This window comes from Nonomuraea sp. NPDC050478, from assembly GCF_044458265.1.
Classification (GTDB): domain Bacteria; phylum Actinomycetota; class Actinomycetes; order Streptosporangiales; family Streptosporangiaceae; genus Nonomuraea; species Nonomuraea ferruginea.
The window spans coordinates 43,059-62,229 of record NZ_JBITHT010000012.1 but is presented as its reverse complement, the minus strand read 5'-3'; the positions used below and the strand labels follow the sequence as shown (position 1 = coordinate 62,229).

The 19,171-nt window shown below is 71.5% G+C and carries 22 protein-coding genes; 15 read left to right on the top strand and 7 right to left on the bottom strand.

From position 1 onward, the window contains the following. Positions 1-42: 42 nt before the first annotated feature. Positions 43-612: an RNA polymerase sigma factor gene (locus ACIBF7_RS41860; protein ID WP_397199604.1), complete on the top strand. Its 570-nt coding sequence runs from the start codon at positions 43-45 to the stop codon at positions 610-612. Beyond that, entirely contained in the window at positions 609-1,466 is an 858-nt protein-coding gene (locus ACIBF7_RS41855; RefSeq protein ID WP_364233098.1) for a hypothetical protein, read from the top strand. Before ACIBF7_RS41860 ends, ACIBF7_RS41855 begins: the two co-directional genes overlap by 4 nt. Here ACIBF7_RS41855 and ACIBF7_RS41850 read toward each other — a convergent pair. Both ACIBF7_RS41850 and ACIBF7_RS41845 read right to left on the bottom strand, forming a co-directional pair. Next, complete coding sequence (locus ACIBF7_RS41850; RefSeq protein WP_271280040.1) at positions 1,439-2,482, bottom strand: alpha/beta hydrolase family protein; 1,044 nt, start codon at positions 2,480-2,482, stop codon at positions 1,439-1,441. The genes ACIBF7_RS41855 and ACIBF7_RS41850 overlap by 28 nt on opposite strands. 83 nt (positions 2,483-2,565) lie before the next feature. Next, a complete protein-coding gene (locus ACIBF7_RS41845) occupies positions 2,566-3,318 on the bottom strand; it encodes a trans-aconitate 2-methyltransferase (RefSeq protein WP_271280041.1) in 753 nt (250 codons plus the stop codon). 73 nt (positions 3,319-3,391) lie between these two features. Between ACIBF7_RS41845 and ACIBF7_RS41840 the strand changes: the two genes are divergently transcribed. Further along, positions 3,392-3,961 carry a CGNR zinc finger domain-containing protein gene (locus tag ACIBF7_RS41840; RefSeq protein WP_148036716.1) on the top strand — a complete coding sequence of 190 codons (570 nt, stop codon included), beginning with the start codon at positions 3,392-3,394 and terminating at the stop codon, positions 3,959-3,961. Positions 3,962-4,056: 95 nt separating this feature from the next. Then, positions 4,057-4,224, top strand: a complete 168-nt coding sequence (locus ACIBF7_RS41835; protein WP_219546184.1) for a hypothetical protein — start codon at positions 4,057-4,059, stop codon at positions 4,222-4,224. 118 nt (positions 4,225-4,342) lie between these two features. Here the strand turns inward: ACIBF7_RS41835 and ACIBF7_RS41830 are convergent, their stop codons facing one another. Continuing rightward, positions 4,343-4,660, bottom strand: a complete 318-nt coding sequence (locus ACIBF7_RS41830) for a hypothetical protein (RefSeq protein ID WP_148036718.1) — start codon at positions 4,658-4,660, stop codon at positions 4,343-4,345. 371 nt (positions 4,661-5,031) lie between these two features. Here ACIBF7_RS41830 and ACIBF7_RS41825 point away from each other — a divergent pair, with 371 nt between their 5' ends. The 4 genes from ACIBF7_RS41825 (at position 5,032) to ACIBF7_RS41810 (ending at position 9,448) form a co-directional block, all read left to right on the top strand. After that, entirely contained in the window at positions 5,032-6,840 is a 1,809-nt protein-coding gene (locus tag ACIBF7_RS41825; protein ID WP_345483095.1) for a glycosyltransferase family 2 protein, read from the top strand. Positions 6,841-6,913: 73 nt separating this feature from the next. Further along, positions 6,914-7,933 (top strand): energy-coupling factor ABC transporter permease, encoded by a 1,020-nt coding sequence (locus ACIBF7_RS41820; RefSeq protein WP_271278943.1) that lies wholly within the window; start codon positions 6,914-6,916, stop codon positions 7,931-7,933. 10 nt (positions 7,934-7,943) lie between these two features. Further along, the gene (gene cbiQ / locus ACIBF7_RS41815) at positions 7,944-8,699 is read left to right on the top strand and encodes a cobalt ECF transporter T component CbiQ (RefSeq protein ID WP_364233104.1); all 756 of its coding nucleotides are present in this window, start codon (positions 7,944-7,946) and stop codon (positions 8,697-8,699) included. Beyond that, the gene (locus tag ACIBF7_RS41810) at positions 8,696-9,448 is read left to right on the top strand and encodes an ABC transporter ATP-binding protein (protein ID WP_364233107.1); all 753 of its coding nucleotides are present in this window, start codon (positions 8,696-8,698) and stop codon (positions 9,446-9,448) included. Before cbiQ ends, ACIBF7_RS41810 begins: the two co-directional genes overlap by 4 nt. On the opposite strand, the gene ACIBF7_RS41805 is transcribed toward ACIBF7_RS41810, so the two are convergent. Next, positions 9,420-10,442 carry a potassium channel family protein gene (locus tag ACIBF7_RS41805; RefSeq protein WP_364233109.1) on the bottom strand — a complete coding sequence of 341 codons (1,023 nt, stop codon included), beginning with the start codon at positions 10,440-10,442 and terminating at the stop codon, positions 9,420-9,422. The genes ACIBF7_RS41810 and ACIBF7_RS41805 overlap by 29 nt on opposite strands. Before the next feature lie 73 nt (positions 10,443-10,515). On the opposite strand from ACIBF7_RS41805, the gene ACIBF7_RS41800 reads away from it, so the two are divergent. From ACIBF7_RS41800 to ACIBF7_RS41785, 4 genes are all read left to right on the top strand, one after another. Then, on the top strand, positions 10,516-10,854 hold the full coding sequence (locus tag ACIBF7_RS41800) for an STAS domain-containing protein (protein WP_148036724.1): 339 nt from the start codon (positions 10,516-10,518) through the stop codon (positions 10,852-10,854). Positions 10,855-10,902: 48 nt separating this feature from the next. Further along, positions 10,903-11,676 (top strand): SDR family NAD(P)-dependent oxidoreductase, encoded by a 774-nt coding sequence (locus ACIBF7_RS41795; protein WP_148036725.1) that lies wholly within the window; start codon positions 10,903-10,905, stop codon positions 11,674-11,676. A 10-nt stretch (positions 11,677-11,686) separates the two neighbouring features. Beyond that, complete coding sequence (locus tag ACIBF7_RS41790; RefSeq protein ID WP_364233112.1) at positions 11,687-12,451, top strand: crotonase/enoyl-CoA hydratase family protein; 765 nt, start codon at positions 11,687-11,689, stop codon at positions 12,449-12,451. A gap of 102 nt (positions 12,452-12,553) precedes the next feature. Beyond that, positions 12,554-13,174, top strand: coding sequence for a rhomboid family intramembrane serine protease (locus tag ACIBF7_RS41785; protein WP_364233114.1), 621 nt, complete (start codon positions 12,554-12,556; stop codon positions 13,172-13,174). A gap of 19 nt (positions 13,175-13,193) precedes the next feature. On the opposite strand, the gene serC is transcribed toward ACIBF7_RS41785, so the two are convergent. Beyond that, the gene (gene serC, locus ACIBF7_RS41780) at positions 13,194-14,303 is read right to left on the bottom strand and encodes a phosphoserine transaminase (RefSeq protein WP_148036728.1); all 1,110 of its coding nucleotides are present in this window, start codon (positions 14,301-14,303) and stop codon (positions 13,194-13,196) included. 153 nt (positions 14,304-14,456) lie between these two features. Continuing rightward, positions 14,457-15,563, bottom strand: coding sequence for a citrate synthase 2 (locus ACIBF7_RS41775; RefSeq protein WP_148036729.1), 1,107 nt, complete (start codon positions 15,561-15,563; stop codon positions 14,457-14,459). A gap of 175 nt (positions 15,564-15,738) precedes the next feature. Between ACIBF7_RS41775 and pdxH the strand changes: the two genes are divergently transcribed. Beyond that, entirely contained in the window at positions 15,739-16,392 is a 654-nt protein-coding gene (gene pdxH, locus ACIBF7_RS41770; RefSeq protein WP_148036730.1) for a pyridoxamine 5'-phosphate oxidase, read from the top strand. 11 nt (positions 16,393-16,403) lie between these two features. Continuing rightward, complete coding sequence (locus ACIBF7_RS41765; RefSeq protein ID WP_219546192.1) at positions 16,404-17,639, top strand: MFS transporter; 1,236 nt, start codon at positions 16,404-16,406, stop codon at positions 17,637-17,639. Between the two features lie 14 nt (positions 17,640-17,653). Here the strand turns inward: ACIBF7_RS41765 and ACIBF7_RS41760 are convergent, their stop codons facing one another. Then, a complete protein-coding gene (locus ACIBF7_RS41760; protein WP_364233119.1) occupies positions 17,654-18,283 on the bottom strand; it encodes a UdgX family uracil-DNA binding protein in 630 nt (209 codons plus the stop codon). Positions 18,284-18,383: 100 nt separating this feature from the next. On the opposite strand from ACIBF7_RS41760, the gene ACIBF7_RS41755 reads away from it, so the two are divergent. Continuing rightward, positions 18,384-19,088, top strand: coding sequence for a metal-dependent transcriptional regulator (locus tag ACIBF7_RS41755; protein WP_148036733.1), 705 nt, complete (start codon positions 18,384-18,386; stop codon positions 19,086-19,088). Positions 19,089-19,171: the final 83 nt, after the last annotated feature.

The window sequence follows — 19,171 nt, the reverse complement described above, 5'->3', positions numbered from 1 at the left end:
ATGCACAAGAAGGGGAAAACCCCGACAAGAAGGCGCACCTGGATGGCAGGCACTACCGATGACCTCCGGCGGATCGCGCGTGATCCGGCCGCGTTCGAGGTCTTCTACCGAAGACACGCCGAGTCCGTCAGCCGGTTCGTGGCCAGGCGAGTCACGGATCCACACACGGTGGACGACGTGACGACCGAGGTCTTCCTGGCGGCGATCGACACGGCGGGCAGCTACCGGCCGGAGCGGGGCAGCGAGGTGGCCTGGCTGTTCGGGATCGCCAGGAACGCGGTGGCGATCGAGCAGCGCAGGGCCGCGCGCGAGCTGCACAAGACAGGGCGGGCGGCGGGCCGGAGGGACCTGGACGCCGACGACATCGCCAGGCTGGAGGAGCGGATCGACGCGGAGCGGGCCGCGCGCCCGCTGGTGGCGGCCATCGCGGCCCTGCCGAAGAGCCTGCGGGCCATCGCCGAGCTGGTGGACGCCGACGGGATCCCGGTGGCCGACGCCGCCGCCGCGCTGGGCATCCGGCTCGGCACGGCGCGGGTCCGGCTGCATCGCGCGCGCCGCCTGCTCAGGGACGCCACCCTCCCCGATCTCGCCACGAGCATGGAAGGATCATGATGAGCGCACCACTCGCCGGTTTCGAGGAGCGGCGGCTCGCCGAGCTCAAGGAGTACGTGGCGGCGCGGGCGAGGCGGCGGCCACGCCCACGTCTCCTGCTGGCGGCGGCCGCCGCGGTGACCATGATGACGGCCGGCGGTGTCGCGGTGATGACGGCGGGCGGCGGCGACCCCGCGTACGCCGTCACCATGGGCTCCGACGGCGTCGTGGACGTGGTGGTCCGGGACTTCCGGGACACCGGCGGCCTGACCGAGCAGCTGCACGAGCTCGGGGTGCCGGCCATCGTGGACTATGTCCCGTACGGGATGATGTGCCGGGAGCCGCGGGCGGAGGTCGTCGAGCAGGTCCCCCCAGGGCTGTATCACGCGCCGACCACCATCCCGGGCGAGCGCGAGGGCTGGCAGATGCGGATCGACACCAAGCGGTTCGAGCCCGGCCAGACCTTCGTGTGGACGATGACCGTAAACCCGCGCGGTGCCAGCAGCACCAGCACCATCCTCATGCGCGATCCGGTCGCTCCGTGCGAGCTCGTCCCCGACGACAGGCGGGTCGAGCTCGATCCCGGGAAGCCGGCGACCGGGAAGGGCGGGCCGCTGGAGGGCGTGCGGGTCGAGGGGAAGACAGTGGCCGAACTCGATCGTGAGCTGAGGAAGCACGGGCTGCCCGTGATGGTCAACGTCATCCGGCCCGACCCCGACGCCCCGGAGGGCTTCGTCGTGTACGCGTACGAGCAGTCGGCGTACGAGGACGACTACGTGGTCTGGGCGGCGGACGTGGTCCATCACGGTGACGAGCAGGTGATCCGGCTGCTCGTCACCGAGAAGCGCTATCCGGAGAATCCGGTCAGACGGTGACACAGCCAGGCGAGGGCGAGCGGGTAGCGGTACTCGATGGCCATGTGGCCGGCGTCGAACAGCTCGAAGCGCACCCGGTCGTCGGGCACCCCCGCCGCCGCCACCGCCTCGCGGAAGGCGGTCGCGCCCAGGTCCAGGTACCACTCGTCGCGGGTGCCCGCGTCGATCCAGACGGCCCGCATCGAGCGCAGCGCCTCGGCGTACTCGGGGCGCCGCGCCATCCGTACCGGGTCCAGGGCCAGCCAGCGCTCCCACACCTCGGGGACGAGCGCGCCGTTGGCGTCGAACGGGATGCGCACCGTGCCGTCGTCGTCCGCCGAGTAGGCGCTCGCGTACGCGTAGATCTCCATGAGCTGCATGTCGCTGCTCCTGGTGCCGGGGATCCGGCCGCGGAAGTCGGCGAGGAACCGGTCGTACGAGCCCTCGTACAGGTCGCGCAGATCGCGGGCGCGGGCCGGGAACGTTGGCTGGTGGGCGGCCTCGAACAGGGCGTCGCCCGCGTGGGTGGCGAGCGCGCCGAACACGTCGGGCCGCAGCATGGCGTTGACCATGGCGCCGTAGCCGCCGCTGGACTTGCCGGTGATGGCCCGCGCGTCGCGTGCGGGGATCGTGCGGTAGCGGGCGTCGACCCAGCCGACCACGTCCTCGCACAGGTAGGTGTGGTAGCGGCCGGTGCCGGGCGAGTCCAGATACTGGCTGCCGCCGACGGACGTCCACGCGTCCACGTACACGACGATCGCGGGCGGCGCCTCGCCGCGCGCGAACATGGCGTCCGCCATCTCCGGGTACGGCCGGCGGAACGGGGTCCGGCCGGCCCACATCGTGAGCTGGCCGGTGTAGCCCTGGATCACGTAGACGGACGGGTAGCGCCTGTCGGTGTCGTCGTCGTACCCCGGAGGCAGGTAGACCCAGATCGGTCGTTCGTGCGGGTCGCCGAGCGGGTTGCCGCGCAGCGCCGGGCTGTCGATGACGGCGTGGTCCATCCGGCCGGCGAAATCGGGTGACCAGGGCAGCATGTGCGTCCTTCCGTGGGTGTCACAGAGTGAGCTCCACGAGGCCGGGATCGGACCCGGCCCCGGCCGTGCGGACTTCCGAGAGGTTAACGCACCGCGCAGAGCAGGCGGTTGTGGCCGCGCTGCCAGAGGGTGCCGACCTCGGCGAAGCCGGCCGCGCGCAGGGCGTCGGCGTGGTGGGACAGCAGGTGGGACTCCGAGCCGCGGTGGTCGGCCCCGGCGGTGGTGCGGGCGGTGTTCAGCTCCGCCAGGGCGGGGTCGGCGGCCACGGCGTCCCACCAGGTGCGCCAGTCCTCCGGCAGGTCGTCGCCGAAGACGCGGGCGGTCTGCTTGTCGTGCACGGCGCGCTCCAGGGCGGCCAGCGCGGGGGTGGCGTCGTCGGTGTCGAGGTGGTCGCCGTTGAGCAGCAGGCCGCCCGGGCGCAGGATGGACGCGACGTCCGCGTACATCGCCTTCAGCTCTTCCGGGTCGATCCAGTGCAGGGCGGTCGTGCTGACCGCGGCATCGGCGGGGCCGTCCAGGCCGAGCGCGGCCGTCCAGCCGGGCTTGCGCAGGTCGGCGGAGACGAGGGTGAGGTGCGGGTAGGCGGCCCGGCCGAGGCCGAGCAGCAGCGGGTCGGCGTCCACGCCGACCACCCGCGCGCCGGGCAGACGCTCGACCAGGCGGGCCGCCAGCGAGCCGGGGCCGCAGCCGAGGTCGACGACCAGCGGGTCGGGGCGGCCCAGCGCCTCGACGGCGTCGATCATCGCGGTGAAGCGCTCCTCGCGGTCGGGCAGGTAGCCCTCCTGCTGGCGATCCCAGCGCGCCATCCAGGCGAGTGCGGCATCGTGGTCCAACACGACGATCCCCCTTGTGACTGTCTTGTAAGCTTTGGGCAGTTACAAACTAGAACGTAAGGGCGTAACTGGTCAAGTGGACTTCAACAGTCACGGCGATGCGGTGATCCGCGTGGCGGTGGGGCTGGTCAACAGCCTCACGCCGGGCGAGCGGCGCGGGCGGCCGGCCCCGCCGCCCGCCGGTCTGGCCGAGGCCGCGACCGAGGGCCTGCGTACGGGCTATCCGGGCCACAAGCCGGTCACCGAGGCCGAGGGGTCGGAGCTGGCCGAGGTCGCGCAGCGGCTGCGCGCGGTGTTCGAGGCCGTGGCGGCCGGCGACGTCGACGCCGCCGCGGAGCGGATCAACGCCCTGCTGGCGGAGACCGGCGCGCGGCCGATGCTGATGCGGCACGACGGCGAGCCGTGGCACCTGCACTACCACGGCCCCGGCGGCACCCTCGCGGGCGACTGGGCCGCGAGCTGCGCCACCGGGCTCGCGCACGTGCTCGGCAGCGAGTTCCACGACCGGCTCGGGGTCTGCACCGCGCCGCACTGCGATCGGGTGTACGTGGACGTCTCGCGCAACGGGACCCGGCGGTTCTGTTCCACGGCGTGCCAGAACCGGGTGAAGACGGCGGCCTTCAGAGCGCGGAGCAAGACCCCATAAGTCGGTAAATGTCGCCCTGACCTGCAAGATCTCCGGGAGTACCAGGATGCGAACCCAGCTCGCGGAGCCCGATGACGTGCCAGAATGTCAGCACTGTGATCTCCTCCCCGTCATTCCCCGTCGAGTTCGTCGGCCTCTCCAACGGCGACGTGCTGATGCTGCCCGCGGTCTGGCCCGTGCGCCTCACCCCGGAGCAGCAGGGTCAGCTCGTCGAGCGTCTGCAAGAGGCCGCCCGCCCCGACCTGCCCCGCGTCGAGGCATGAAAGCGCCCCCTACTCCAGCTCCCCGGGAGAGAACACCGGGGAGCTGGAGCCCGTTCAAGCGGCGGCTAGCCGTTATGTCCTTTTGACGTCTCTCATCCCAGAAAAGTTCACAAGAAAATCAGGCCACACCGGTGAGGCCGGCGTGCCGGTCGGCTTCCATCTGCGCCTGGAGGATCGCCTGGCGCTCGGTGGTGATCCGGCGGCTGATGACCATGTACGCGTTCAGCACCTGGCAGTAGGAGCGGCGCGCCTGGTCGAGCTGCACGGTCAGCTCCAGCACCCGCTCGCCGTCGCCCGCCTGCTCGGCCTCCGACAGCAGCGTGCGCGCCTCGTCCACGATCTCCTCCGCCCGTTGCCGGGTGTGGCGGAGCAGCGCCGAGCATTCGTGGAGCTCCGTCAGCCTTGCCGAGGAGACGATGAATTCCGCTGTGTGCACGATCGACCCCTTGCCTGCCGTCCGCCTGCGCAGATCCGATCCCATCCCCGCCACCTCCACGTCAAGATTGCCTCACTGTAGACGCGCGCTCGGGCCCCGCCGATCATCCGGGAGGACCTGGAGGTACGGCACTGCTCCTCCGGGGAAGTTCTCTTCTCCCGCGGGGGATAACTGCGTCCCTGAAGCTGATTCGGTGCGGGTTATATGCCGTAATCGGTGACCTTACCTGCACAATTCTCAGAATGTGTCGGAATAGGCGCACTCTGCAAAAGGAAGGCATGAAGACCGCCGAATCCACCCACCCGCGCCGCGCGATGGTCACATACTGATACCGGTCAGGAGCACACGGTGACGACCCGCGGGAGGTTTCCATGGAGGTCGGCGGCGAAGTTCCGGTCGACGTCAGCATCGTGATCCCGGCCCGCGACTGCCGGCCCTATCTCGACCGGTGCCTCACGTCCGTGCTCGTCCAGCGGGTCGCCAAGGAGATCGTGGTCGTCGACGACGGCTCCACCGACGGCACCGCCGAGCTGCTCGGCCTCTACGCCGCCCACCACCGGGGCACGGTCAAGGTGGTCCAGGTGGAGAGCTCCGGCGGCGCCGGACGGCCGCGCAACGTCGGCCTCGGCCACGCGACCGGCCGCTACGTCTTCTTCTGCGACGCCGACGACTACCTCGGGCCCGGGGCGCTGGAGCACATGCTGTCCGCGGCCGACAGGAACGGCGCCGACATCGTGCTCGGCAAGATCGTCGGACACGGGCGGCGGGTCCCGGAGTCGATGTTCCAGCGCAACGCCGATCGGGCCGAGCTGGGCGAGAGCGCCGTCTACAACAGCCTGAGCTGTTTCAAGCTGTTCCGCCGGGACATGCTGGAGCGCCACCGCATCCGGTTCCGCGAGGGCGTGTTCGTCGGCGAGGACATCTACTTCACCGTGCACGCCTACTGCCACGCCGGGACGATCTCGGTGGTCGCCGACCACGACTGCTACCACCTGGTCGCCAGGCCCGACGGCAGCAGCGTCATGCAGCGTCCCGCCAGCCGCGACCCGCTCGCCTGGCTAGCCATGATCCACGAGCCGATCCGGCTCATGACCGACCACGTCCCGCCCGGCCCGCTCCGCGACCACCTGCTGGCCCGCCACTTCAAGCTCGACATCCTCGCCCAGCTCGGCCGGCCCTTCCTGGAGGCCGACGAGGTCAAGCGCAAGGACGTCGCCGTGGCGGTGGCCGCCCTGTGCGACCGGTGGCTCACGGACGGCGTGCGCGAGCGGCTGGGGAGCGCCGACCGGCAGCGGCTGGCCGCGCTCGGCGACGTGGAGCGGCTGGCCCTGCTGGCCGTCATCGAGGCGGCGCCCGTCGAGCGCCGGCTGACCGGGCTGTGCTGGGACGGCCGGACGCTGGTGGTGGCCTGCGAGGCCGCGCTGACGGGATGCGCCGAGCCCGACGGCGTCGCGCTGGTGCTGCGCACCCGGCACGAACCCCGGCGGGAGCTGGTCGTGCCGGCCGTCCGGTCCGGCGGCCGGTGGGTCGCCAGGGTCGACCCGGCGCTGCTGGATTCGGGCATCTGGGACCTGCGCGTGTCGGTCGAGCTGGCCGGGGTGACCCGCTCGGCCAGGCTGGGCGCCGACCGCGACACCGCCCTGGCCCGCCCGCCTGCCCGGCTGGTCGGCGAGGTCGCCGTGCTGCCGTACTTCACCCGCGATCACGACAACCTCAGCCTGGACGTCGGCGGGCACGCGGTCGGCGTGCCAGGCAGCGCGCGCCTGGTCGGCACCCGCTGGTCGCTCGGGCGGCGGCTGGTGCTCGACGGCGAGATCGCGGTGGCCGGGGCCGCGCCGCCGCCCGAGGCCGTGCGGCGGCTGGTGTGGCGCGAGCGCGGCAGCGGGAGCGAGCGGGCCGACCGGGTGGTCGGGCTGGCGGGCGGCGGCTTCGTGGCCAGGCCGGCGGTGGGGCGGTTCGGCCCCGGGGTCTGGGACGCCTATCTGGAGCTCGACCTGGGCGGGCCGCCCGCCAGGTTCAGGATCGAGGCCGGCGCGGAGTCGGTCGCCGGGCCCCGTCGCTGGCTGCTGGGCACCGAGCCGTGCGTCGCGCGCCCGTACGCGACCTCGAACAGGGGGCGGCTCAGCGCGGTCGTGCGGCGGCTGTCCGCGCGGGCGCTCCTGAAAAGAATCATGCGCTAATGCAATATATATGCAACTGCACATCGATGACCTAAAGTGGGGGGTGTCCGGCCCCTCTGCTTGGAGGCTCGTCGTGCACGTACCCGATGGCTTTTTCACCGCCGCGGTGTCCGTCTCCGCGGGCGTGGTCGCGGCGGCCGGAGTGGCGGTCTGCCTGCGCGGCGCCCGCCGGGAGCTCGACGACCGGACGGCCCCGATGGCCGGGCTGGTCGCCGCCTTCGTCTTCGCCGTCCAGATGCTGAACTTCCCGGTCGCCGGCGGCACCAGCGGCCACCTGCTGGGCGGGGCGCTGGCGGCCATCCTGGCCGGACCCTTCACCGGGGTGCTCGCCATAGCCGTGGTCCTGCTGGTGCAGGCGCTGTTCTTCGCCGACGGCGGGCTGACCGCGCTGGGGGTCAACATCATCCTGATGGGCCTGGTCACGGTGCTGGTCGGCTGGGGCGTGTTCCGGCTGGTCACGCGGGTCGTGCCGGGGCGGGGCGGCGTGACCGCGGCGTCCTTCGCGGCGGCGCTGCTGTCGGTGCCCGCCTCCGCGCTGGTGTTCACGCTGCTGTTCTGGATCGGCGGCACCGCGCCGATCGACCTCGCGACCGTGGCCGCCGCGATGACCGGCGTGCACGTGCTGATCGGCGTCGGCGAGGGCCTGATCACCGCGCTGACCGTGGCCGCGGTGCTGTCCGTCCGTCCCGACCTGGTGTACGGGGCGCGCGAGCTGGCCGCGCCGCTGGTGCTGCGCGGCGCCGACGGGACCAGCACGGTCACCGGACGCGCGCCGGAGCCCGCGGCCGGGGTCGGAAGGCTGCCGTTCCTGCTCGGCGGGCTGGGGGTGTCGCTGCTGCTGGCCGGGATCGTGTCGTTCTTCGCCTCGCCGCACCCTGACGGGCTGGAGTCGGTCGCCGAGGAGCAGGGCTTCCTGGGGCAGGCGACCGACCACGTGTTCGGCGGGTTCGCGCTGGCCGACTACGGCGAGGTGGGCGGCATCCCGGTGGGCGTCGCGGGCATCGTCGGCGTCGCGCTGACGCTGATCGTGGCGGGCGTGACCGCCTACGCGGCACGGGCGCGCGGCCGGGCCTCGTCCGGCGAGAGGGTCTGAGCGGGCACCGATGGGCGTGGGGCGCCGGCTCTATCTCCCGGGCGGCTCGCCGGTCCACCGGCTGCCGCCGCAGTGCAAGCTGCTCGCCGTCCTGGCGTTCGCGATCGTGATGGTGGCCACGCCGCGCGAGTGGTTCTGGGCCTTCGGTCTGTACGCGGGCATGCTCGCCGCGGTGGCGGCCGTGGCCCGGATCCCGCCGGGGCACATCCTGCGGCGCATGGTCGTCGAGCTGCCGTTCGTGCTGTTCGCGTTCCTCATCCCGGTCATCGGGCTGGGGGAGCGGACGGAGGTGCTCGGGCTGTCGCTGAGCGTCCCCGGGCTCTGGGCGGCCTGGAACATCCTGGCCAAGGCGACGCTCGGGGTCACGGCCTCGATCCTGCTGGCGTCCACCACCGAGCCGCGTGACGTGCTGGTGGGGGCCCGGCGGCTGCGGGTGCCCGACCTGCTGGTGCAGATCGCCATGTTCATGCTCCGCTACCTGGACGTGATCCTGGACGAGATGCGGCGGATGCGCGTCGCCAGGGAGTCGCGGGGTTTCCAGGCGCGCGACCTCCGGCACGCGCCGGTGATCGCGCGCTCGGCGGGGGCGCTGTTCATCCGTTCGTACGAGCGCGGTGAGCGGGTTCACCTGGCCATGCTCAGCCGCGGATATTCAGGCCAGATGCCGATAATTCATGATTTGTCGGCCACCGCGCGACAATGGGGGACAGCGCTCGCTCTCCCGCTCGCGGCTCTGGCCGTGCTCCTGTTGGGACTCGCCGTATGATCCCGAACTCGCTCGAAGTCAGCCGGCTCGCCTACGCCTACCCCGACGGGACGCAGGCGCTGTTCGGCGTCGACCTGGCTATCCGGCGCGGCGAGCGGGTGGCGCTGCTCGGCCCCAACGGCGCCGGCAAGACCACGCTCGTCATGCATCTCAACGGCATACTCACCCCCGGCCACGGCACCGTGACGGTGGCCGGCACCCCGGTGCGCCGCGACACGCTCAAGGAGATCAGGCAGCGCGTCGGCCTGGTCTTCCAGGATCCCGACGACCAGCTCTTCATGCCCACCGTCCGCGACGACGTGGCGTTCGGCCCGGCCAACGCGGGCGTGCGCGGCGAGGAGCTCGCGGCCGTGGTCAAGAACGCGCTGGAACGGGTCGGCATGCTCGACGTCGCCGACCGCCCGCCGCACCACCTGTCGTTCGGCCAGCGCCGCCGGGTGGCGGTGGCGACCGTGCTGGCGATGGAGCCGGAGATCCTGGTGCTCGACGAGCCCTCGTCCAACCTGGATCCGGCGGCCCGCAGGGAGCTGGCGGAGATCCTGCGCTCCCTGGACGTGACGGTGCTCATGGTCACCCACGACCTGCCGTACGCGCTGGAGCTGTGCGAGCGGGCGATGATCCTGTCGGACGGGGTCGTCGCGGCCGACGGGCCGACGCGGGAGCTGCTCGGCGACGCCGAGCTGCTCGCCCGCCACCGGCTGGAGCTGCCCTACGGGTTCGCTATCCCGGCTGCGGCGGAACGTGGATGACCACCAGTTTGTCGCCCTGGCGCAGCTCGGCGGCGCGCGGGTCGGCGTAGGTGAACATGCGGCCGTCCCTGACGACCGCGACGGGCAGCTCCTCGCCCTTGACCGGCGGGCCGCCCACCTCCTCGGGACGTACGAGACGCTCGCGCAGGTCGACGCCCTTGCCGTAGGTGAGCAGATCCTGGATCAGGGCGCTGACCGCGGGGCTCTGCGTGGCCACGCCCAGCATCCGCCCGGCCGCCTCGGCCGAGGTGATGACCACGTCGGCGCCGCTCTGGCGGACCAGCGGGTCGTTCTCCGCCTCGCGGACCGCGGCCACGATCGTCGCCCCCGGGTTGAGGCTGCGCGCGGTGAGCGTGACCAGGGCGGTGGTGTCGTCGCGCCGGGTGGCGATGATGACCTGGCCCGCGGTCCTGATCCGGGCGCGGCCCAGGACGTGGCTGCGGGTGCCGTCGCCCAGGACGCCGGCGAAGCCGTCGGACGCGGCCTCGTCCACGACCGCCGGGTCCGGGTCCACGACCACGATGGACTCCTTGGGACTGCCGTTGTCGAGCAGCGTGCGGGCGGCGGCCCGGCCCTTGGTGCCGTAGCCGACGATCACGGTGTGGTCCTGCAACCTGGCCCTCCAGCGTTCGGTCAGGATGGCGTCCCTGGTGCGCCGGGTGAGCACCTCCAGCGTGGTGCCCACGAGCACGACCAGGAAGGCGATGCGCAGCGGCGTCACGGCCACGATGTTGACGACCCTGGCCGGCGTGGTGACGGGGGTGATGTCGCCGTACCCGGTCGTGGAGATGGAGACGGTCACGTAGTAGAGCGCGTCGAGCAGCGACACGTCGCCGTCGACGTTGTCGCGGTAGCCGTCGAGATCCATGGCGACCAGCGCGAACATGGCCAGCAGCATCGCCAGCGCGATGGCCATCCTCCGCAACACCGCGCGCAGCGGGCTCAGGCGGACGGACGGCAGGCGAACGCCCAGCGCCGTCTCGTCCTCATTCATACTGCTGATCGTAGTTTGTGGGTGCCCTCTACCCGGGCAAGTCGAAGTACAGTGGCTCATCGAGGAGGGGCCAATGAAGCTGCGGCTTGCGCGACATTCCCTCGGTGACGCCGTGGTGGTGGCCGTTGCGGGAGAGCTGGATCTGTTCACCGCGCCGGTCCTCCGTGACGAGGTACGTGATGCCATCAAGCAAGACGGCGCCCGGCTCGTCCTCGATCTCCAGCAGCTCTCGTTCATGGACTCCAGCGGCCTGTCGGTGCTGATCGAGGCCTGGCGGCTGGCCACCGGCGAGGGCGGCGGGGTGTCGCTGGCGGCGCCCCAGGCCCCGGTGGCGCGCATCCTGCGGACCACCGGTCTCGACCGGCGCATCAAGGTCTACTCCGACGTCGACAGCGCCGTGGGGGGAATTTGACCCCACCCCGAGTAGAACTTCATTCGGTTGGGGGTTAGGGTCCGTGCTATGGACGTGAACGGATCCTCAGCAATCATTTCCGGCGGCGCCAGCGGCCTCGGTGAGGCCACGGCCCGCGAGCTGGCCCGCGCCGGCGCCACCGTGGTCATCGCCGACCTCAACGAGGAGCGCGGCAAGGCCGTCGCCGACGAGCTCGGCGGTGTCTTCGCCAGGACGGACGTGTCGGACGACGCCCAGGTGCAGGCCGCCGTGGACGCCGCGGTCGCCACCGGCAAGCCGCTCCGGGTGCTGGTCAACAGCGCCGGCATCGGCTGGGCCGAGCGCACCGTCAACCGCAACGGCGAGCCGCACAACCCGGCCACCTACCGCAAGGTCATCGAGGTCAACCTGATCGGCACGTTCAACCTCATGCGCATCGGCGCGGCGGCCGTCGCCAAGACCGAGCCGGTCGACGCCGACGGGCAGCGCGGCGTGTGCGTCAACACCGCCTCGGTGGCGGCGCTGGAGGGCCAGACCGGGCAGCTCGCCTACAGCGCCTCCAAGGGCGGCATCGTCGGCATGACCGTCCCGGCCGCCCGCGACCTGGCCGCCGTGGGCATCCGGGTGAACACGATCTGCCCGGGCATCATCGACACCCCCATCTACGGCTTCTCGGCCAACGCCGACGAGTTCAAGGCCAAGCTGGTGGCGCCGGTGGTGTTCCCCAAGCGCATGGGCCGTGCCGACGAGTTCGCCCACCTGGTGCACTCGCTGATCCAGAACGACTACATGAACGCCGAGGTCATCCGCTTCGACGGCGGCATCCGATTCCAGCCCAAGTAAATGAGGTCCCGTGTCTGACGAAGTGCTCGTCGAGGAGTCCGACGGCGTCGCCGTGATCACCATCAACCGTCCGAAGGCCCGCAACGCGGTCAACGGGGCGGTGGCCAGGGGCGTCGCCGAGGCGCTGGACGCGCTCGACGCCCGCCCGGAGGTCTCCGCCTACGTGCTGACCGGCGCCGGCGGCACGTTCTGCGCGGGCATGGACCTCAAGGGGTTCCTGTCCGGCGACTTCCCCGTCGTGGAAGGACGCGGGTTCGGGGGCATGACCGAGGCGCCGCCCAAGAAGCCGATCGTGGCCGCCGTCGAGGGGTACGCGCTGGCGGGCGGCTTCGAGCTGGCCCTGTCCTGCGACCTCATCGTGGCCTCCTCGGAGTCCAAGTTCGGCCTGCCGGAGCCCAAGCGGGGCCTGGTGGCCGGCGCGGGCGGCATCATGCGGCTGCCGCGGCGCATCCCGTACCACGTGGCCATGGAGATCGCGCTCACCGGCGACCACTACCCGGCCGCGCGCCTGTACGAGCTGGGCCTGGTCAACCGGGTCACCGAGCCGGGCGAGGCGCTGGCGGGGGCGATCGAGCTGGCCCGCAGGATCGCCGCGAACGCGCCGCTCGCGCTGGCCGCGACCAAGCGGGTGGTCATCGAGTCGCAGGACTGGTCGCTGGAGGAGATGTTCCGCAAGCAGGGGGCGATCGTCCAGCCGGTGTTCGGCTCCAAGGACGCCATGGAGGGCGCCGCGGCCTTCGCCGAGAAGCGCGCGCCCCGGTGGAAGGGCGAATAACCCGACTCCGCGCCCCCTCCCGGACACCGGGAGGGGGTTCTTTTATGCGCGCTTGCGGTAGTTCCTGCGTACGGTAAAAGGACGACGTCATCTGGGAGAGGCATGAGCGACTACTCGCGGCCGCGTTTCGAGTCAGCCAAGAGCGGGCTGGCCTCGCTGCTCTCTGGCGCCCTGGCTTCGCTGCTGACGATGCTCGCGATCGTGGGCGTCATGTGGGCCGTCGAGATCTTCGACTACCTGACGCCGGGCACTCCCGACCTCGCCTACGGCATCAGGGGCTGGGACCCGCAAGGGCTGGTCGGCATCTTCACGGCGCCGTTCCTGCACGGCGGGTTCGGCCACCTGATGGCCAACTCGCTGCCGCTGCTCGTGCTCGGGTTCCTGGCGGGGCTGCGCGGCATCGGCAGGTTTCTGGCGGCGAGCCTGCTGATCATCGTCATCGGCGGCATCGGCACCTGGTTCGCCAGCGGCCCCGGCACCGTCACGGTGGGGGCCAGCGGGCTGGTGTTCGGCTACTTCGGGTACGTCGTCGCGCGCGGGTTGTTCGACCGGCGGGCGCTCGACATCGTCATCGGCATCGGCGTGGTCATCGCGTACTGGTCGATCCTGGCCGGCGTGCTGCCGAGCGACCCGTACATCTCCTGGCAGGGCCACCTGTTCGGGCTCATCGGCGGCCTGGTGGCCGCGTGGGTCCTGCGCCGGCCGGCCGGGGCCATCCGCTAGCGGACGGCCCCGGGGCGGGTCAGAGGCGTCCGACCACGTGGTCGACGCAGGCCGTCAGCGCCTCGACGTCGGCCGGGTCGATGGCCGGGAACATCGCGATGCGCAGCTGGTTGCGGCCGAGCTTGCGGTAGGGCTCGGTGTCGACGATGCCGTTGGCGCGCAGCACCTTGGCCACCGCCGCCGCGTCGACGTCGTCGGAGAAGTCGATCGTGCCGACCACCTGGGAGCGGAACTCCGGGGCGGCGAACGGGGTGGCGAAGGACGACTTCTCGGCCCAGGTGTAGAGCCGCTGCGCCGAGTCGGCGGTGCGGGCCGTGGTCCAGGCCAGGCCGCCGTTGCCGTTCATCCAGTCGAGCTGGTCGGCCAGCAGGAACAGCGTGGCCACCGCCGGGGTGTTGTAGGTCTGGTCCTTGGCGGAGTTGTCGATCGCGACCGGCAGGCTGAAGAACTCCGGCACGAACCGGCCGCTCGCCGCGATCTCCTCGACGCGGGCAAGGGCGCGCGGCGACATCAGCGCGATCCACAGGCCGCCGTCGGAGGCGAAGCTCTTCTGCGGGGCGAAGTAGTAGACGTCGGTCTCGGACACGTCGACGGGCAGGCCGCCCGCGCCGGAGGTGGCGTCGACCAGCACCAGCGCGTCGTCGCCGCCGACCCGCCTGATCGGCATGGCGACGCCGGTCGAGGTCTCGTTGTGGGTGAGCGCGTAGACGTCGACGCCGTCCTCGGCGACCGCCTCGGGGTGGGTGCCGACCTCGGACTTGATCACCGAGGGGTCGGAGAGCCACGGCGCCTTCTTGGCGACCGTCGCGAACTTCGAGGAGAACTCGCCGAACGACAGGTGCTGTGACCGGTCGCGGATGAGCCCGAAGGCGGCGATGTCCCAGAACGCGGTGGTGCCGCCGTTGCCGAGCACGACCTGGTAGCCCTCGGGCAGCGAGAACAGGTCGGCCAGGCCGGAGCGGACGCGGCCGACCAGGCTCTTGACCGGCTTCTGGCGGTGGGAGGTGCCCATGACGCTCGCGCCGGACGAGGCGAGCGCGGCCAGCTGCTCGGTACGAACCTTCGAGGGCCCGCAGCCGAAGCGGCCGTCGGCGGGCTTGATGTCAGCGGGAATCACGATGTCAGCCACCTCACCAGGTTACTGACGTGCGAGGACTGGCTCGTCCAGGGTCCGGATTGTGAGACGTCGGGCGCGGCGCGCGTGAAAGTGCCCGGTCACCCGGGTCGTACGGCCGCACGAGAACGGCCCGCCGGGGGCCGGCGGGCCGTTGTCGTGATCAGGTCAGATCGTGCCGGCGACCTCGGAGGCGCCGGGGACGTCGGACAGCGGGCGGGACGTCGGGCCGGTGTAGTTGGCGCTCGGGCGGACCAGCCTGCCGGTGCGCTTCTGCTCCAGGACGTGCGCGGCCCAGCCGGCCGTGCGGGCGCAGGTGAACATCGAGGTGAACATGTGCGAGGGAACCTCGGCGAAGTCGAGCACCACAGCGGCCCAGTACTCGACGTTGGTGGCGAGCACCCGGTCGGGCTTGCGGGCGTGCAGCTCCTCCAGGGCCGCCTTCTCCAGGGCCGCCGCGACCTCGTACCGCGGCGCGTCCAGCTCCTTGGCCGTGCGGCGCAGCACCCTGGCGCGCGGGTCCTCCGCGCGGTAGACGCGGTGGCCGAAGCCCATCAGCCGCTGGCCCTTGTCGAGCTCGCTCTGCACGTACTTCTTGGCGTCGCCCATCTGCTCCACACCTTCGATCATGTGGAGCACCCGGGCGGGAGCGCCGCCGTGGAGCGGGCCGGACATGGCGCCGACCGCTCCGGACAGCGCCGCCGCCACGTCGGCGCCGGTGGAGGCGATGACGCGGGCGGTGAACGTGGAAGCGTTCATGCCGTGCTCGGCCGCGGAGGTCCAATAGGCGTCGATGGCCTTGACGTGCTTGGGGTCGGGCTCACCGCGCCAGCGGATCATGAAACGCTCGACGATGGTCTTGGCCTCGTCGACGCGCTGCTCCGGCACCATCGGCAGGCCGAGGCCGCGCGCCGACTGGGCCACGAAGGACAGCGCCATCACAGAGGCGCGGGCGAGCTGGTCACGCGCCTCCTCGTCGGAGATGTCGAGCAGCGGCTTGAAGCCGTAGGCGGGGGCCAGCATGGCCAGCGCGCTCTGCACGTCTACGCGGATGTCGCCGGAGTGAACAGGAATGGGGTAAGGCTCCGCCGGGGGGAGGCCCGGTTGGAACTTGTTGTCGACCAGCAGGCCCCAAACGTGCCCGAAGGGGACACGGCCGACCAGCTCTTCGATGTCGACGCCCCGGTATCGAAGGGCGCCCCCTTCTTTGTCCGGTTCCGCGATCTCCGTCTCGAAAGCTACGACGCCCTCGAGGCCGGGTTTGAAGTCGGACACGTCGGCCGCCTCCCTTTCCTGCCATGTTCCGGCAATTGCTTGATGTCGAGATACCGGCGGGTCAATTTAACCCTCTCCCCTCTCGTGGCCGGTCGCCGGACCCGCCGATAGACCGAAACCGCAGGTAGGGGGCCTAGTATGGGCTTCTCCACCAAGCGCGCAAGAATACCTTCTCGTGGATGCCACCTCGCGACCGCCCTCACTGGCGGGGCTTCGCCGCTCGTACGTGGGCGAACCGCTGCTCGAAACCGCTGTCGCCGCCGATCCCATAGCCCAGTTCACCACCTGGTTCCAGGAGGCCCTCGACGCCGGCCTGCCGGAGCCGAACGCCATGGTGCTCGCCACCGCCTCCGCCGGCGCCCGGCCGAGCGCCAGGACCGTCCTGCTCAAGGAGTACGACCAGCGCGGGTTCGTCTTCTACACCAACTACGAGTCCCGCAAGGGCCGCGACCTGGCCGAGAACCCGTGGGCCTCGCTGCTGTTCCCGTGGCATCCGATCCGCCGCCAGGTGCGCGTGGAGGGCACGGTGACGCGGTTGCCGCAGGAGGAGTCGGCCGCCTACTTCGCCTCCCGGCCGTACGGGTCGCGCATCGGGGCGTGGGCCTCGCGCCAGTCCGCCGTGGTGCGCTCGCGGGAGGACCTGGACGCCCGTTACGAGGAGCTCGCGAGCCGCTGGCCGGAGGATCCGCCGGTGCCCGACTTCTGGGGCGGTTTCCTGGTGACGCCGCGCGAGGTGGAGTTCTGGCAGGGGCGGCTGGACCGGATGCACGACCGGCTCCGGTACCGCCGGAGCCCGGCCGGGTGGGTGCTTGACAGGCTTGCGCCCTAATCTGACCGCTTGTGTCACTCGGGGAGTTCGTCAAACGTCATCTGGTAGACACCCGGCCACTGAAGGTGCCCGCCTACCGGCGGCTCTGGATGGGACAGGCGGTCTCCCACGTCGGGCTCGCGGTCACGGTGGTCGCGGTCAGCCAGCAGGTCTACGAGCTGACGGACTCCTCGTTCTGGGTCGGCATGCTCGGCCTGGCGAACCTGCTCCCGCTGGTGGTGTTCGGGCTGTGGGGCGGGGCCGTGGCCGACGCCGTGGACCGGCGCAAGCTGCTCGTCGCCGGGTCGCTGGTCGCCTGGGCCGGCACCGTACTCCTGCTGGTGCAGTCGATCGTCGGCGTGCCGAGCGTGTACGCGCTGCTCGCCACGGTGGCCTTGAGCGCGGCCGGGTTCGCGGTCAGCTCGTCCACCAGGGGCGCGATCATCCCCAGGCTGCTGCCTCCGGAGCTGGTGCCGTCGGCCAACGCGCTCAACTCGCTCGTCTACAGCCTCGGGGCCGTCGGCGGGCCCATGGTCGGTGGCGTGCTGCTGACGCAGGGCGGGTTCGCGGCCGCGTACGCGGTGGACGCGGTGCTATTCACGGCCGGCCTGTACGCGGCCTTCCGGCTGCCGTCGCTGGCCCCGCTCGGCGAGGTGTCCAGGCCGGGCTGGCGGTCGGTGGCGGAGGGGCTGAGCTTCATCGTCACCAGCCCGATCCTGCTGATGTCGTTCGCCGTGGACATCATCGCCATGGTGTTCGCGCTGCCCAGAGCTCTCTTCCCGGAGCTGGCCGACCAGCGCTTCGGCGGCTCGCTGATCGCGCTGGCCTGGCTCAACTCCTCGATGGCCATCGGCGCGGTGCTCGGCGGGCTGTTCTCCGGCTGGGTCACCCGCGTCAAGCGCCAGGGGCTGGCGCTCACCTTCGTCATCGCGCTGTGGGGGCTGGCGGTGGCGGCGGCGGGGCTGGCCGACCAGCTCTGGCTCGTCCTGGTGTTCATGGCCGTCGGGGGAGCGGCCGACGTGGTGTCGTCGGTGTGGCGGCAGTCGATCCTGCAGCTCTACGCGCCCGACGAGATGCGTGGGCGGCTGCAGGGCGTCTTCATGGTGGTGGTCGCGGGCGGGCCGCGGCTGGGCGACGTGCGCGCCGGGGCCACCGCGACCGCGTTCGGGCTGACGACGGCCTGGGTCGGCGGCGGGCTCGCGTGCGCCGCCGCGGTGCTGGTCGTCGGGCTGTCGGTGGCGAGCTTCAGGAACTACCGGTCACGCTGACCGTACGTCCGGGGTCAGCGGGTGTGCCCGGCCGTTCCGGCGGCGACGCGCAGGTCCGCCAGGAAGCCCGCGTACGCCGCGTCACGGTCGGGGGCGCGCAGCACCGCCGACGGATGGATGGTGGCGACCGCGAGCGCGTCGCCCATCGGCACCGGCTCGCCGCGCTGCCTGGTCACCCGGAACGTCCTCCCGAGCAGCGACCGCGCGGCCGTGGCGCCCATCACGACGACCACCCCGGGACGCACCGCGGCCAGCTCGGCGTCCAGCCACGGCCGGCAGGCCTCGATCTCGGCCGCCGTCGGCTTCTGGTGGATCCGCCGCTTGCCGCGTTCGGTGAAGGAGAAGTGTTTGACCGCGTTCGTGACGTACACCTCGTCGCGGTCGATCCCCGCCTCCTCCAGGCCGCGGTCCAGGATGCGCCCGGCGGGGCCGACGAACGGGTGGCCCTGACGGTCCTCCTGGTCGCCCGGTTGCTCGCCGACGAGCATGTAGCGGGCGCGTCCCGGCCCCTCGCCGAACACCGTCTGGGTGGCGTTCCTGAACAGATCGCATCCTTCACAGCCGGCCGCCGCGCTACGCAACGATCCCAGATCGTGACTCTCGGGAAGGAAGCGGGCTGCGGAATTGTTGACGTTGGTTGTCATCGCCGGTCGTTCTCCCCATAGGCTTCGAGCCTGATCCTGTGCCCGAAGCGGAAGGGCTCAGTCCCGAGACGACCGGCTAGCATGGCATGAGGGAGGAGCCTTGACCGCACACGGCCTGATCGACACCACGGAGATGTATCTCCGGACGATTTACGAGCTCGAGGAGGAGGGCATCATCCCCCTCCGCGCCCGCATCGCCGAGCGCCTGCAGCAGAGCGGCCCGACCGTGAGCCAGACCGTCGGCCGCATGGAGCGCGACGGCCTCGTCCGCGTCGAGGGCGACCGCCACCTGGCGATGACCGACCTGGGCCGCGCCCTCGCCACGCGGGTGATGCGCAAGCACCGCCTCGCCGAGTGCCTGCTGATCGACGTGATCGGCATGCCCTGGGAGGAGGTGCACATCGAGGCCTGCCGCTGGGAGCACGTGATGTCCGAGTCGGTGGAGCAGCGCCTGGTCAAGCTGCTGGGCAACCCCACCTTCTGCCCCCACGGCAACCCCATTCCCGGCCTGGCCGAGCTGGGCGCCGAGGAGGCCGCCGACGCGACCGAGTCCCAGCTGACCCCCATGACCGAACTCGCCGGTTCTCAGGGTGTGTCCGTGACCGTGCGCCGAATTAGCGAACAAGTGCAAAGCGATCCCGCTCTCATGCTTAAACTCAAGCAAGTTGGGATACAACCCGGACGCGAGGTGACGCTCGCGGCGAGCGACGACGGTGTGCGGGTGACAGGTGACGGTGACGCGAACGACTCTCTCGCGGAGATCCCGCGTGATGTGGCGGTGCACGTCTTCGTGTCCAGACGCTGATCCCATCCGGGAGATCCTCCACTCCCCCCCGGCCAACACTGTTGCAGGAGCGCCCGTGGTCTTTTCCCGCACGCTTCCCCGAG